13 protein-coding genes are annotated in these 13,826 nt (G+C 69.3%); 4 read left to right on the top strand and 9 right to left on the bottom strand.

The window, feature by feature from the left end; all coding sequences use genetic code 11:
- Positions 1 to 16: 16 nt before the first annotated feature.
- The 6 genes from ACTFO6_RS07550 to ACTFO6_RS07525 are packed head-to-tail and all read right to left on the bottom strand — an operon-like array spanning position 17 to position 5,957.
- Positions 17 to 949, bottom strand: a complete 933-nt coding sequence (locus ACTFO6_RS07550) for a triphosphoribosyl-dephospho-CoA synthase (RefSeq protein ID WP_439933842.1) — start codon at positions 947 to 949, stop codon at positions 17 to 19.
- Between the two features lie 2 nt (positions 950 to 951).
- Positions 952 to 1,863, bottom strand: a complete 912-nt coding sequence (locus ACTFO6_RS07545) for an ATP-grasp domain-containing protein (protein ID WP_439933841.1) — start codon at positions 1,861 to 1,863, stop codon at positions 952 to 954.
- Positions 1,856 to 2,857, bottom strand: a complete 1,002-nt coding sequence (mch, locus tag ACTFO6_RS07540) for a methenyltetrahydromethanopterin cyclohydrolase (protein ID WP_439933840.1) — start codon at positions 2,855 to 2,857, stop codon at positions 1,856 to 1,858. Before mch ends, ACTFO6_RS07545 begins: the two co-directional genes overlap by 8 nt.
- Positions 2,858 to 2,906: 49 nt before the next feature.
- Positions 2,907 to 4,034, bottom strand: coding sequence for an ATP-grasp domain-containing protein (locus ACTFO6_RS07535; RefSeq protein WP_439933839.1), 1,128 nt, complete (start codon positions 4,032 to 4,034; stop codon positions 2,907 to 2,909).
- Positions 4,024 to 4,926, bottom strand: coding sequence for an NAD(P)-dependent methylenetetrahydromethanopterin dehydrogenase (locus ACTFO6_RS07530; RefSeq protein WP_439933838.1), 903 nt, complete (start codon positions 4,924 to 4,926; stop codon positions 4,024 to 4,026). The genes ACTFO6_RS07535 and ACTFO6_RS07530 overlap by 11 nt, the downstream gene beginning before the upstream one ends.
- A 26-nt stretch (positions 4,927 to 4,952) precedes the next feature.
- A complete protein-coding gene (locus ACTFO6_RS07525; RefSeq protein ID WP_439933837.1) occupies positions 4,953 to 5,957 on the bottom strand; it encodes a beta-ribofuranosylaminobenzene 5'-phosphate synthase family protein in 1,005 nt (334 codons plus the stop codon).
- Between the two features lie 377 nt (positions 5,958 to 6,334).
- Between ACTFO6_RS07525 and ACTFO6_RS07520 the strand changes: the two genes are divergently transcribed.
- Genes ACTFO6_RS07520 through ACTFO6_RS07505 form a run of 4 tightly spaced genes read left to right on the top strand, consistent with a single transcriptional unit; the run spans position 6,335 to position 10,992 of the window.
- Positions 6,335 to 7,606, top strand: coding sequence for a formylmethanofuran dehydrogenase subunit B (locus tag ACTFO6_RS07520; RefSeq protein WP_439933836.1), 1,272 nt, complete (start codon positions 6,335 to 6,337; stop codon positions 7,604 to 7,606).
- 19 nt (positions 7,607 to 7,625) lie between these two features.
- On the top strand, positions 7,626 to 9,293 hold the full coding sequence (locus ACTFO6_RS07515) for a formylmethanofuran dehydrogenase subunit A (protein ID WP_439933835.1): 1,668 nt from the start codon (positions 7,626 to 7,628) through the stop codon (positions 9,291 to 9,293).
- Entirely contained in the window at positions 9,290 to 10,186 is an 897-nt protein-coding gene (gene fhcD / locus ACTFO6_RS07510) for a formylmethanofuran--tetrahydromethanopterin N-formyltransferase (protein ID WP_439933834.1), read from the top strand. Before ACTFO6_RS07515 ends, fhcD begins: the two co-directional genes overlap by 4 nt.
- Positions 10,183 to 10,992: a formylmethanofuran dehydrogenase subunit C gene (locus ACTFO6_RS07505; RefSeq protein WP_439933833.1), complete on the top strand. Its 810-nt coding sequence runs from the start codon at positions 10,183 to 10,185 to the stop codon at positions 10,990 to 10,992. The genes fhcD and ACTFO6_RS07505 overlap by 4 nt, the downstream gene beginning before the upstream one ends.
- Before the next feature lie 4 nt (positions 10,993 to 10,996).
- Here the strand turns inward: ACTFO6_RS07505 and ACTFO6_RS07500 are convergent, their stop codons facing one another.
- The 3 genes from ACTFO6_RS07500 to ACTFO6_RS07490 form a co-directional block, all read right to left on the bottom strand.
- Positions 10,997 to 11,716, bottom strand: a complete 720-nt coding sequence (locus tag ACTFO6_RS07500) for a hypothetical protein (RefSeq protein ID WP_439933832.1) — start codon at positions 11,714 to 11,716, stop codon at positions 10,997 to 10,999.
- Positions 11,717 to 11,789: 73 nt separating this feature from the next.
- Positions 11,790 to 12,797 (bottom strand): trypsin-like peptidase domain-containing protein, encoded by a 1,008-nt coding sequence (locus ACTFO6_RS07495; protein WP_439933831.1) that lies wholly within the window; start codon positions 12,795 to 12,797, stop codon positions 11,790 to 11,792.
- A 109-nt stretch (positions 12,798 to 12,906) separates the two neighbouring features.
- Entirely contained in the window at positions 12,907 to 13,803 is an 897-nt protein-coding gene (locus ACTFO6_RS07490) for a substrate-binding domain-containing protein (RefSeq protein ID WP_439933830.1), read from the bottom strand.
- Positions 13,804 to 13,826 lie beyond the last annotated feature (23 nt).

Here is a 13,826-nt window from a genome sequence, read left to right as displayed (position 1 = left end):
CTCCTTTTGTCGTTGGTTAGTGAAGAGTGGACCGAAGTCCAGCGCTTGGAGCGGCCGTCGACGGGACTGCATCGCGGCCGCCAAACTCCTTGTCGAGGATAGCTTGTAGCGATAAGGCGAACAAGCTCGCCACGGTCAAATCGGCGGTGGTGCCCGGATTGATGCCCCGGCGCTTCAATCGCCGGTCCCAATCGAGGAGCGTGGGCATGAGGCTTTGCGGATGGTGACAGCGCATCAACTCCATATCCCGCCGCGCTGCCTCAAGGCTCACTTCCCGCGCCACGGCGGGCCCGAGCTTGCGGGCCACGTGGGTATCCGGCTCCCGAGCGAGCAAGCCAAGATAGACGGCGGTGGCTGCCCACTCTTCGCCCTGCCAACGGGCGAGGGCCCAGGCGGCCCGGGGCACGCCCACGTCGAACACGTCCCGGAAGCCCTCGGCGTACTGGCGGGCGATCCCGTCCCGATGGCGGGCCGCCGCCATGGCCGCCACCAGCGTGACCCGGGGAGGCTCGTGCACGTCGTGCTCGGGGCTGCGGCCCAGGCCGCCCGGATTGGCGAGGCGGATGGCTCGGTAAGCGTCCTCCGCGTCTTTCACGTCCAGGCGCTCGAGCAACGCCGCGAGCCGCTCCCGCAGCGCCATTCCAGGCTGAGCCGCCAAGGCCGCCTGGGCGAGGGGCGCGCAGGCGAGGACGATGCCCAGATTGGTGTTGCAGCCCACCGCCGCCCGGGTCGCCTCGACCGCCCGCAGGATGCGCGTTCCTACCTTGAGTCCCGGCGCGGTCAGGGGGGCCACGATGGCCTGGGCGCTTAGGACGAAGTCCTCGGCCATCATGCCGTGCCCGTCCGAGTACACGCTCACGTTGCCGGGTTTGAGGGCCCGCACGTCGGCGAGGCAGGCCCCCATCAGGGCTCGAGCGACTTGGGCAGCGCGGGACACGGGCTCGTCCATGCTCAGCCGGCCGCCTCCAGCCGGACGCTTGAGCGGCGGGAGACGAGATCGTCCACCAGGAAGCGGGCGATGGGGACGCCGGTGGCGCCCTGGAGGCTGCGCCACGCCGGCATGCCGTTCACCTCGATCACGTAGGGATCGCCCTGACGGTCGACGATCACGTCCACCCCCGCGTAGTCCGCCTCCACCGCCCGGGCGGCGTCGCAGGCGAGCCGGGCCAGGGCCGGCTCCAGGGCCACCGCTTCGCAACGAGCGCCGCACGCGGCGTTGCTCACCCAGCTCGTCCCCCAGCGGCGCATGGCCGCCACCGCCGCGCCGCCGACCACGAAAACCCGGTAGTCGTGCCAACGGCCTTCTCCCGAGTCGATGTAGCGCTGCAGGTAGGCGACCCCATGGTACTCGGCCAGATCCGGCATGTCCGTCCCCGCGCCCAGCCGGCGCAGCCCCACCCCCCGGGAGCCGAACAAGGGCTTGATGACTACTTGATGGCCGGCGGCCGCTTCCTTGTCCAGCACCGCCCGCGCCTGCTCCCGGCTCTCCACCACCCAGGTGGGCGGGGTCGGCACCCCGGCCCGCCGCAGGAGAAAGCTGGTCATCGCCTTGTCCACGGTGCGCTCGATGGCCCGGGCGTCGTTATACACGGGAACGCCCACTTCCCGCAGGGCGTGGAGCACGTCCAGCCGCCACACCACCTGCTCCAGGGTGCCGCCGGGCACGCTTTTCACGAACACCGCCTCGGGCAGTTGGCGCTCGAACCCCGGCATGACGATGCCATGCCAGGCGGCGGCGAGATCGAGCCGGCACTCGGCAAGTCGCACGTAGCAGGTCTTGAGCCCCCGCGCCTGGAAGGCGCGCTTGAGCCGGGCGCCATGCCAGCCCGGCCCGTCGGTCACGATGGCCACGCGCCTAGTCATTCCCGCTCCCGAAGGAAGCTTCCAGCAAGGCGGCATCGATCCGCCCGGCGTGGAAACTGCGGCCGCTTCTCAAGCTGGTCACCACCACCTGGGCCGGGGCGAACAGCAGGGGATCGATGCGGTAGAAGTCATAGCCGTAGTCCTTGAACACCTGGGCGAAGGGCTTGCCGTAGTCCCGGGAGGCGGAAGAGGGCAGCCGCTCGGCCAGAGAGCGGGCGTCCTCGTCGGCGGCGTCCACGAACAGGTGGACCTCCCCCGCAAAGAGGATGGCGTCGTTGGTGCGGCCCATGGCGACGATGAAGTCGGCCGCCGGCGGCGGGATGGGAGCGGCTCCCGCCCCGTCCACCACCCGCTCCAGGGGAAAACCCAGGGCGTGCACCTTGTGCAACGCCACCTCCAGCACCCGGGCCACCACCTGGACCACCCCGGCGAGGCTACGCGTCGGAGTGAGGATGAGGGTGAGCCGGGAAGAGGCGACGCCGCAGTCCCGGATGACCTTGTCCACCACTTCCGGCGGCGGGCGCCGGTCCACTTCCAGCACCAGGCAGGCCTGGTCGGCCCGGTCCCGGTAGCCCAGCTCCTCGAACAGGGTTTCCCGGCCGGCCAGGGCCCGGGCCGGTCCAGACCCCAGGGCGTGAAAAGCCTCTTTGCCGCTGCCGGCGGACAGGCTCCAGCCCGCGTACTGGCTGCCCAGGCAGGCGAGCACCGGGTTCGACGAGTGGACGCACACCGCGACCGGCCAGCGCCCGCTCCGGCACAGGAGACTCACCCGCCCGAGTCCGCCCATGCAGATCTCGGCGATGCGCCGCCCGGCCTCGAGCCCGCCGCGCCCCTCGATCCCGGCGTCCACTAGGATGACCCCGTTCGCAAGCCGCTCCACGCCGATGCGCAGCGCCGGGGCCTCGGCGATCAAAGCCGACACCAGGGGGGCCGCCAGGGCGTTTACGCTGGGCAGCCCGGCGACGGAGGGTTCCCGACCGCTTTCGGTGTTCAATCCTTTCTCCAATGAACCCCGTGGCAGGGGCGTCGCGTTTTATCTGTCCTCACGCCGCGGCCGCGCCCAGGGCGGCGGCGATCCGGGCTTTTCGCCGGGCGGCGAGCCGCCAGGCGGCGCCGGGGGTCGCACCCCGGGAATGCACGGTACACACCGGCGCCCCCGGAGGGATACGCAGGCCTCCGCGGGGCAGGTCGCTGCACCAGGCGGGCCAACGCCACCCACCCGGGATGCGCACGGGAGCAGGGGCGTACACGATGGCGTGGGCCCGGATCTGGACCCGGCGCACCAGGGGCTCCCGGGGCAGCTCCCCCCTGCAGGCCCGCAGGTGCCCGTCGAACAGGCTCTCCCGGCAATCGACGTCGTACAGATCCAGGGTGGCGGGCGGCCGCGGGTTCACTTCCAACACTTGGACCTGCCCCAGGGGGTCCACCAGGAAGTCGAGGCCGTTCAGGCCCCGGAGCCCGGTTGCAGGGACCAGTCGTGCCAGGATGGCTTCCACCGCTTCCCGGATCCGGGCGGGAAGCCGGGCATGGCTGACCGCGCCTCCATAGAGATAGGGGGCGGAGGCCTCGTCCGCCGTGCGCTGCTCGCTGAACCCCACCAGGCGGGCCTCCCGGCCGTCGGCGAGAAACAGGGCGGAGCAACTGCGGCCGGGAATCCAGCGCTGGTAGTAGGTGCGCCCCCGTCCCCGGCGGGCCTTGTCCCCGGCTGGTGCCACGTGCCCCCCGCCCGCGCCCCCCGCCTGCTTGCGCAGCCATCCCTCCAGGACCGGCGGCCGCCTCAAGCGGGTTTCCGGGTACGGAATTTCCAGACGTTCCAGGAGGGGAAAGAACCGGCCCGGGTCCTTGACCAGGGCCAGGGTTTCCGGGGTATTGCCCCAGAGCCGGCGCCCGCGGGCAAGCCGGGCCAGCAGCCCGGGCCGGCGCTCGAATCCGGCCCCGTACACTAGGCCCGCGCAGGCCTCAGGCGGGCACAGGGCCTGGGCCGCACGGAGCAGCCGCCCGGCGTCGAAGCCGCCCGGACCCGCGCAGGCCCGGGAATGGATGGCGCAAGCCCGGGTGTCCAGGTCGTTGAAGAAATCCAGCACCACCACCCCGTGGCCCGCCCGCCGGGCCGAAGCCGCCAGCGCCCGGCCGGAAACGGCCGCGATCAGGAAGGGCGCCTCAGGCCGCATAGCGGCGCGCGGCGGCGAAAGCGTCCCGGAAGTCCAGGTAGAGCGCTTTGTCGCCCTTGAGCATTTCCTCGAACAGGCCCCGCTGAACCTGGTACTTGATGTTGCCGATGGCGAGGGCCCCGATGCCCACGGCTTTGCCCGAAGCCGCTTCCAGCGGGGCGCCGTCGTCCATCACGCCGACGCCCTCGATGCCCGCCGGCGGCACGGCGTTCACGTCCGCCGCCACGAGCAGCCGCGTGGCCCGGGCCAGATCCTTCTTGCTCGCCACCTGCACCCCCGCCTTGGCGGTGGCGAGCAGGATTTCCGTCTCGGCGATGAGGTCCGCCCGCTCCGCTGCCGAGGTGGCGCCCACCGCCTCGGTGCTGACCCCGTAGCGGGCGTTGGCCACCTGGGCGGTCATGCGGGCCCGCTCCAGGCTGGTGTGGCTGGCAACTTTCACCCTCGCCCCCGCCCCGGCGGCCAGCACCGCCGCGGCGGTGCCCACGGGCCCGGTGCCCCCGAGGATCAGCACCTGGCGGCCGGCGAAATCGGTCTGGTGGACTTTCTTGAGCTGGCGCTCCACCGCAGCCACCATGGCCGCCGCGGTGGTGAACGCCCCGCTCGGGTCGGCGAACACCGACACCTCGAAGGGCGGCACCATGGCGTTCCTCGCCGCGTCCAGCATGTCGGCGGCGAGCCCGATGTCCCGGCCGCCGATGAAAATGCCGGTGCGCTTCACGCCCTTGGGGCCGCGGGAGAAGATGGCGTCCTGGGTAAGGGAGGCCACCTGGTCCAGCATGACATCGGTATAGGGCACAACGGCGTTGTAACCCGCGTCCAGCGCCATGTTGACGTCGAACGGGCTCGCCTGGCGGGTCGGAGTAAAAAGGTGAAGGATGTAGGGCCTTTCCATGGAACGCGAGGGTCCTGTCGCTTAGCTCAACGGCGCGCCATGCGCAGCGCCGCCCGGATGCCGGGCCGTTGCTCCTCTTCGACGCTCAAGGCCGCGCCCTGGTTGCGGGCCCGGCACACCCGGAAGGAAAGGGGGCCGCCGTCGCCCCAGCGCGCCTCGAGGTCCCGCACCAGGGCAAGCGCCTCGGCCTCGCTGCCCGCCAGCGCGAAACCGGTGGGTCCCCAGGAACTCTGGCCGACCCCGGCCGCTCCCTGGCCTTCCAGCCAAGCCAGAACCTGGGCCACCCGGGGGCTGGCGAAGCGTCCGCCCTGGGCCGGGGCGAAATGGTCCCCCACCACCCGCTGCAGCTCGCTCACCGCCGCCCCGAAACTCGCCACGTCCGCCTCCAGCAGGGCCGGCAGGGCCTTGAGCAACACCAGCCGGCACAGCCGTCCCGCCGCCTCCTCGGGGAAGGGCGGAAGCCGACGAAAAGCCTCCATCTCTGCGGGGCCGTGCAGGCCGCGGGCCTCCCGGTCGAAAATCAGGATCACCCGCCACGCCTCGGGAAAGGGGACGCGGCTCACCACTGGGGGCGGAGCTTCACCCCGGCGGCCTCCGTCCACGATGAACCCGCCCTGCTCGAAGGCGCCCACGCCGATCCCGGAGCGCGCCCCCCGATCCAGCAGGCGCGCGATTTCCCGCGGCGGAAGGTCCAAATCGTACAGCCGGGCCACGGCGGCCCCCACCGCCAGGGCGAGCTGGGTTCCCGAGCCTAGGCCCACGTGCTCCGGAATCGCCGTCTCCACGGTCAGCCGCACGCCGCCCGGGAGGGAAAGCTGCTGCGCCAGCAGGCGCAGGCTGCCAAGGACCCGCTCGGCTTGAGGGCCCGAGGCGCTCAAATCGCCGGCCGGCTCGGCCCGCAGGCGCGTGGCCAGTCCTTCCAGGGTGAGCCCCAGGCTGCCGTAACACCGGTCCGCCGTTTCGCTCAGGTCCAGGAAGCCGAAGTGCAAGCGACACGGCGCTTCCACCACGACCACGCGGCGGCGATTCACGGATTGAAACATTTTCTTATTCTAGGGGCAGTCAGCGGGTGCCTCGAGTTCGGAACAAAGGGTTCAGCAACTATCATGCCACTACCGCCCGCTCCGCTGCATCAAGCCTTCCCGACGCCGGGCACCGAGAACCTGCGACGGGAGCGGAGCATTTTGTCACAGGGCACCCTTTTGAGGATTTCACAGAAACCGGGGCGCAGCCGTGTTTGCCTTGTCCGGCGCCCGTTTCGCTTTTATAAGGAGGGTAACGCGAGCACGGGAGGCTTTCTCCGCTGGCACGCTCTGTGCATTACTACCCGACCGCCAGATGCCATGGGCCCCCTTGCATTCCCAGCGCTACGATTCCTGCCTCGGATGCATCCCCGGCTGAGCCGCCGATGAGTTCCACCGGAGTGCTTGACCCTGTCGCCTGCCCGTTCTGCGGGCTGCTCTGTGACGATCTGCGCATCGCCGTCGACGAAGACCGTCTGACGGTGGCCGCCCACGGCTGCCCCATCAGCGTGGGCGCCTTCGCCGGACTGCCTCCTCAGGAGGCGGCACCCCGGATCGCGGGCCGCGCGGCGAGCCTCGAGGAGGCGGCGGTGGCGGCGGCTCATCTCCTCAAGGGCGCCCGCCAGCCGCTCTTTGCCGGCCTGGGAACGGACGTGGCCGGCATGCGCCGGGTATTGGAGCTGGCCGATCGCTGCGGCGCAGTGCTGGACCACATGAACGCCGAAAGCCTCTTGCGCAACGTGCGCACCCTGCAGGAGGCGGGCCTCATGTCCACCAGTTTGAGCGAGGTGAAAAACCGCGCCGACCTGGTGCTCATCGTGGGCGGCAACGTGGCGAGCCGTTATCCCCGCTTCTTCGAGCGGGTGGTGTGGAACGAGGACGCTCTGTTCCGCCCGGAGGGCGCCTGGCCCGAAGTGGTGTATCTGGGGGAGGCGGCCGACCCGTCCCCGGGAACGTCGCCGGACGGGCGCCCTCCCTGGGTGGTGCCCTGCCCCCGGGGGAAACTGATCGAGGTCATCGGCGCCCTGCGCTGCCTGGTGGCCGGCCGTCCCCTGGACGCCCGGGAGGCGGGCGGCGTACCCATGGAAAAGTTAGAGGCCCTGGCCGATCGGCTGCGCCGCGCCCGCTACGGGGTGGCGGTGTGGAGCGCTACCGACCTAGACTTCCCCCACGCCGAACTCACGGTCCAGTCTTTGTGCGATCTCGTCAAGGAGCTCAACCGGGAAACCCGCTTCTGCGGGCTACCCCTAGCGGGAAGCGACGCCGACTTCACGGCCAACGAGGTGCACGTGTGGCAGACGGGGGTTGCCTTGCGCTCAAGCCTCGCGGCCGGCTATCCCGAATACGATCCGTACCACTACGCCGCGGTGCGGCTACTCGCGCGCGGCGAGGCGGACGCCCTGGTGTGGATCTCCAGCCTAAGCGACCGTCCCCCGCCCGAGACCGACGTTCCCACAGTGGTGCTCGGCGGCGCGGGCCTCCTCCCGCCGCGGGAGCCCGAGGTCTTCATCCCGGTGGGAAGGCCGGGGGTGGACCACGCCGCCCATTTGTTCCGCGCTGACAAGGCGGTCGTGATGAGGCTCGGGCCCTTGCGGACGAGCGCGCTCCCGAGCGTGGCCCAGGCACTCTCCGCCATCCTGGACGCCTATTGCGCCTGACGGCCCACCGAGGAAAACCATGCTCATCCAGCTCGCCCGCGGCAAGGTCTACGATCCCGCCCACGGGGTGGACGGGGAAGTGAGGGACATTTACATCCGCGACGGGCGCATCGTCTCCGCTCCCGAGCCCGGCGCGCCGGTGGACCAGATTTACGATCTTGACGGCAAGATCGTCATGGCGGGCGCCATCGACCTACACACCCACATCGGCGGAGGCAAGGTGAACATCGCCCGGGCCATGCTGCCGGAGGACCACCGGGATAAGCGTCACCCCCGCACCGCCCTCACCCGCTCCGGCAGCGGCCATGCCGCCCCGTCCACCTGGTCCACCGGCTACCGCTACGTGGAGATGGGCTACACCGCCTGCTTCGAGCCCGCCATCGTGCCGGTCAACGCCCGCCAGGCCCACCTGGAGATGGGGGACACCCCCATCGTGGACCACGGCGGCTACGCCATGCTGGGCAACGACGATTTTCTCCTGCGCCTGATCCAGGAAGGCCGGGATCAGCGCTTGATCAACGATTACGTGGCGTGGATCCTGCACGCCACCCAGTGCATCGGCATCAAGGTGGTCAATCCCGGCGGCATCAGCGCGTTCAAGTTCAACCAGAGGAGCCTCGACCTGGACGAGCCCCACGCCCACTACGGGGTCACCCCCCGCCAGGTGGTACAGGCCCTCGCCCGGGCGGTGTACGAGCTGGGCGTGCCCCATCCCCTCCACGTGCACGCCTCCAACCTGGGGGTGCCGGGCAACGTGGAGACCACCCTGGCCACCATTGCGTCGGCGGAAGGTCTGCCCCTGCACTTGACCCATGTCCAGTTCCACAGCTACGGCACGGAAGGCGACCGCAAATTCTCTTCTGCGGCTGGGCGCATCGCGGAGGCGGTCAACGCCCATCCCAACGTCACCGTGGACGTGGGCCAGATCATGTTCGGCCAGACGGTGACCTGCTCTGGCGACACCATGGCCCAGCACAGGAACAGCGGCCACGCCCACCCGAAGAAGTGGATGGCCATGGACATCGAGTGCGAAGCCGGCTGCGGAGTGGTGCCCTTCCGCTACCGGGACAAGAACTTCGTGAACGCCCTGCAATGGGCCATCGGCCTGGAAATCTTCCTGCTGGTGAAGGATCCCTGGCGGGTTTTCCTCACCACCGACCATCCGAACGGGGCGCCGTTCACCAGTTACCCCCATCTCATTCGTTTGCTGACGGACCGGTCCTTCCGCCGGGACATGCTCGCCACCCTCCACCCGGACGCCGTCGCGATGAGCGCGGTGGGCGCGATCGAGCGGGAGTACTCCCTGTACGAAATCGCCATCATGACCCGGGCCGCGCCGGCCCGCATCCTGGGCCTCTCCGACCGGGGCCATCTGGGCCCGGGGGCCGCGGCGGACATCGTGGTCTACACCGAGCATCCGGACCGGGAGCGCATGTTCGCCGCGCCAGATTACGTGTTCAAGGACGGAGCGCTGGTGGCCCAGGGAGGGCGCATCGTGCAGGTCACCCGCGGACGGGTGCACATGGTGCGCCCGGCGTTCGACCGGGGGATCGAGAAGGAGCTCGAATCTTATTTCGACCGCTACCAGACCCTGGGCATGGAGCGCTTCAAGATCGGCGACGAGGAGATCCGGGAGTTGAGCGGTGAGCCAGTGGTGCATCCCTGCGCCGGGAGGGCGTCGGCGTGAAGGTGAACGGCGTGCTCATCGACGACACTTTCGCGGAGGCCTTCCCCATGCGGGCCACCCGGGTGATCATCACTGCCGACAGCCTGGAGTGGGCCTGCCACGCGGCCCGATCGGCCACCGGGTTCGCCACTTCCGTGATCGCCTGCGGCTGCGAGGCGGGCATCGAGCGGGAGCTCGCCCCCCACGAGACCCCCGACGGGCGGCCCGGCGTGGCAATCCTGCTCTTCTCCGTCTCCGGCAAGGAACTGGCCAAGCAGCTCGAGCGCCGCATCGGCCAGTGCGTCCTCACCTGCCCCACCACCGCCGCCTTCTCCGGCATCGAGGGCGGCGAGCCCATCCCCCTGGGCAAGAACCTGCGCTATTTCGGCGACGGGTTCCAGCTCTCCAAGCTGATCGGCGGCCGACGCTACTGGCGCGTCCCGGTGATGGACGGGGAGTTCTTGTGCGAAGAGTCGAGCGGCATGGTCAAGGCCGTGGGCGGGGGCAACTTCCTGATCCTGGCGGCCAGCCGGACGGCGGCGCTGCAGGCCGCCGAAGCGGCAGTCGCGGCGATGCGCCGCGTTCCCAACGTCATCCTGCCTTTCCCCGGGGGCGTGGTGCGCTCGGGCTCCAAGGTAGGCTCTAAGTACAAGGCCCTGCCCGCCTCCACCAACGACGCCTTCTGCCCCACTCTGCGGGGGCTCGTTGCCACGGCCCTCAGCCCGGACATCGAGGCGGTGCTGGAGATCGTGATCGACGGGTTGACGGATGCGGACGTGCGCTCCGCCATGGGCGTTGGTCTCAGGGCGGTGTGCGGGCTCGGCGCCGACGCCGGAGTGCGGCGCCTGAGCGCCGGCAACTACGGCGGCAAGCTGGGCCCGTTCCACTTCCCTCTGCGGGAGATCGTGGCGTGAGCCCCCTCACCTTCACCCTGCGCGAAACTCCGCGGCAGCGGGTGGACCTCTCGCCCCTCACCCCGGAGCGCCTCGCCGGAAAAGCCCTGGCGGAGATCGAGGCCCTGGAGCTCACGAGCGGCAACCGCAGGCTGCAGGTGAGGGAGCTGTTCGAGGTGAGCGGGACCGACGCTGCCACGCTGGTGATCCGGGGAGGCTGCGACCGTCTGGACCGCATCGGTCAGGGCATGGGGAGCGGCTCCATCCTGGTGGAGGGGGACGCGGGGGCCTACCTGGGTCTCGACCTGCAGGGCGGCGCGATCGAGGTGCGGGGCGATGCCGGCGCCTATTGCGCGAGCCGCATGGCGGGGGGGCTCATCCACATTCACGGCAACGCCGGGGACTTCCTGGGAGCCGCCTTGCCCGGGGAGCCCCACGGCATGCGGGGAGGGACCGTGGTGGTCCGGGGCAGCGCGGGGGACCGGGCCGCGGACCGCCTGCGGCGCGGCCAGGTGCTGATCGAGGGGAACGCGGGCCGGTATTGCGCCTCCCGTATGATCGCCGGCACCGTGGCCGTGCTGGGGCGGGTGGGGGAAGGCGTGGGCAGCGGCATGCGGCGCGGAACCCTGCTCCTCTCCGAGACGCCGCCCCTCCCGTCCACGTTCAACGAGAGTGGGACGTTCGAGCTCACCTTCTTGCCCCTGTTGATCGGCTCCTGGCGGGGATTGCCGGGGGCGTTCGCGACGCTCGCCCCTGCCCACCGAGCACGCCGCTACGTGGGCGACCGGGCGGCGGGAGGCCTGGGAGAAATCTTGATCCGGGCGTGAACGGTCAGTGGTTGGAGGAGCGCTTGACCAGGGCTTCCGCCCCGCTGAAGGTCATGGTCTCTTCGATCAGGGGCTTGCCATCGCCCGCGGCTTCTCCAGGGACGACCGTGCGGACCTGATAGACGCCCCCCGGCAGCTTGGGCGCCAGCACGAAAACGTAGACCTTGTCGGCGAAGCGTTGGTAACGCTCCTTTCTCGGGTCGCTCACGTAGGGAGCGACCTTGATCTCCGTGCCGGCGAACTCCTCGCCGCGGAAGGACACCTTAACCGGACGCACCTCCGCGCTCTCGGCGAACGCCTTGCTGATCAGGCGCTTGAAATAGCGCCAGTTGCCTCCCGTCAAGCGCTGCATCTCCAGGATATCCCGGTTGAGAAAGTACATGAGCACCGGATTGCCGCGGGCGTTTTCCACCGGGGGAAAGCTCTTCTCCCGGTCACCGGTCAGGAACTGGGTGGATACGAACTTGCTGCCATCCGGTTGCACCCGTTCGACGAACACATCCACGTTATCCTGGAACCCGGACTCCAGAACCCCCTCCTTCTTGAAGCTGTAATGGAGGGTGTTCGGCCGGGTGATGGGCTGCAGGTGGTCGGTGAGGAAAAGGAGCGTCTCGGCGCTGGAATATTTTTCCCCTCTCTCCTCCGCCTGGGCGGTGGAAAGGACAAGGCCGGCGGCGACGAGCACCGTCAGACCAAGGGACTTCACGGGATTCAAGCGGCTCATGATGGCAGAGTTCCTTTCGATCAAAACGATTATTTCCGCTCCCAGGCGTCGAGGCCCAGGAGGGCCGAAGCGTTCAATGCAGCGCCATGGACTGCCGAAGTTTTTCCGCCAGCCGGGGACTCAAACCCGCCAGGACCTTGAGGGCGTAGTCCGCTTCCGCGTTTTCCGCCAGGGCCACCTGGGCGAGCCCCAGGTAATACCAAGTCTCGGCGCTTTCCGGGTCTAAGGCCAGCGCCCGGCGGTAGGCCTGGACGGCCTGGTGATCCTGGTTCAGATAGTGCAATGCCTTGCCCAGGGCGAGCCAGGCGTTGGCGTTGTCCGCCTCTTTCCAGGACCAGGCCTCCGCCACCTCCCGCAGGGCCGTCCATTGGTTTCCCGCCTCCAGGGCCGCGGCCCGCAGGAAATAGGGCTGGTCTTCCAGGGGCCGCTCCCAGAACGCCCGACCGCCCGTGAGGGGCTCCACTTTTTCCAGGGCGTGGTCCAGGTTGCGGAAGATCCATTCCAAGGGCAGGGAAAAGTGATAGGCCTGCTCGCCCCGGTATTTGAAGGTCACCAAGCCCACAAGGCGCCCTTCCTCGTCGAACAGCCCTCCGCCGCTTGCCCCCGAGGTGAAGGGGGTCGTGCTCTGGATGACGCCCCCCCCGTCGTAGTCGTAGAGGGCCTTGATTTCTCCCTTACTCATCTGGGGCGCAACGCCCCCCACGTAGCCCACGGCGATCACCGCCTGTCCCACCTTGAGCTTGTCGGGGCTGAAGGCCACCACCGGGGCGGTAGCATGGGGCACGTGCAGCAGGCACAGGTCGTGGTCCATATCCCTGGACTGGGTATGGGCGGTCCATCGGGCGCCGGCTTGCCCCACCTGGATGGAGCGGGCCTTGCGGGTCACGTGGCAGTTGGTGGCCACGATCCCCTCCTTCACCACTACGCCGCTGCCGATGTTGACGCTCCCGTCGGCGTTGTAGGCCTCCACCTTCACCACGCTCGGGATGAGCTTGAAAAACAGCTTGGGATCGAAATCGGCTCGGACGGAAAAGGGGAGCAGGACACCGACCATCGCCGGAAGCCACATGCAGCGTCGCATCACGTCAACCTCGCGCCACCGCCCTGCCCTCCCCTTGACCGGGCAGCAACCTGATCAAACCATTCTGCCTATCCGTATCCCGCGATCCTCGCCGCGCCCTCCCGGGGGTTCAGTTGGCCTTCCCGTGGATGATCCGACCTTGGTCGTCCACTAGGGGCACATTGTAATCCTCCAGAATCGCCCGGATGCCCGGGGCGTTGCGCTCGATCAACTGTTCGACCTGCGCCTTCCATTCCCGTTCGCCGAAACGAACCCCCATGGCGATGGGGTAATCGAACTTGATCTCCGGGTCCGGCCCGAACGGCACCACCGCGAGCTGCGGGGAATTCAACCGCTTGGCGAAGTAGCCGGCGATGGGCCCCCAGACGAAGGCCACGTCGATTCTCCCGGAAGCTAGGTCCCGCTCGATGATCTCGCCGGGGTAGTCCTCCGGGTCGCCGCTCATGCGCTGGTAGAAGATGGCCTGGCCGATCAGGCCATGGCGCAGCAGCCAGTCCACCGGCGGCGTCTGGGCGAAGACCCCCAGTTTCAGCGCTTTGAGCGTGGTTCCCTCCAGCCGCGGCAGATCTTCGGGCGTCTTCACGCCGTCCAGGCCTCTGCCTTTGACGTAGACCAGGGCGTAGGTGGAGCGGTAATAGGGCTTGGTGGTGGAAGCCAGCTCGTAGCCCACCGGCAGGCCCATGATGAGATCGCACTTGTAGTTTCCGCTCGCCGGGTCCCGGGCTCGCAGGGTGTTGCGCACGAAGCCGATGCGCTGGGGAAACCAGGTGTAATCGAGCCCCCAGCCCAGGTCCCGGGCGAACAGCTCGGCGATCTTGTTTTCGAAGCCTTCCTGGTTGCGGTGGGAGAAGGGCAGGTTGTTGGGATCGGCACAAACCCGCAGCACCTTGCCCTCGGCGCTGGCCCTCTCCTGGGCCTGGGCCGCCAGGGCGAAGCCGGCAAGGGCCGCGGCGGCCAGGACGACCCGCCACCCGGCACCGCCCCGCGGCGAGATTCGGTTTTTCATCCGGAATTCCTCGGGAAGGAGGC

Origin of the sequence: Pelomicrobium sp. G1, from assembly GCF_051905455.1 — a bacterium.
GTDB lineage: Bacteria > Pseudomonadota > Gammaproteobacteria > Burkholderiales > UBA6910 > Pelomicrobium.
Note: the sequence above shows the minus strand (reverse complement) of the source record. Positions and strands in the feature narration are given on the sequence as shown.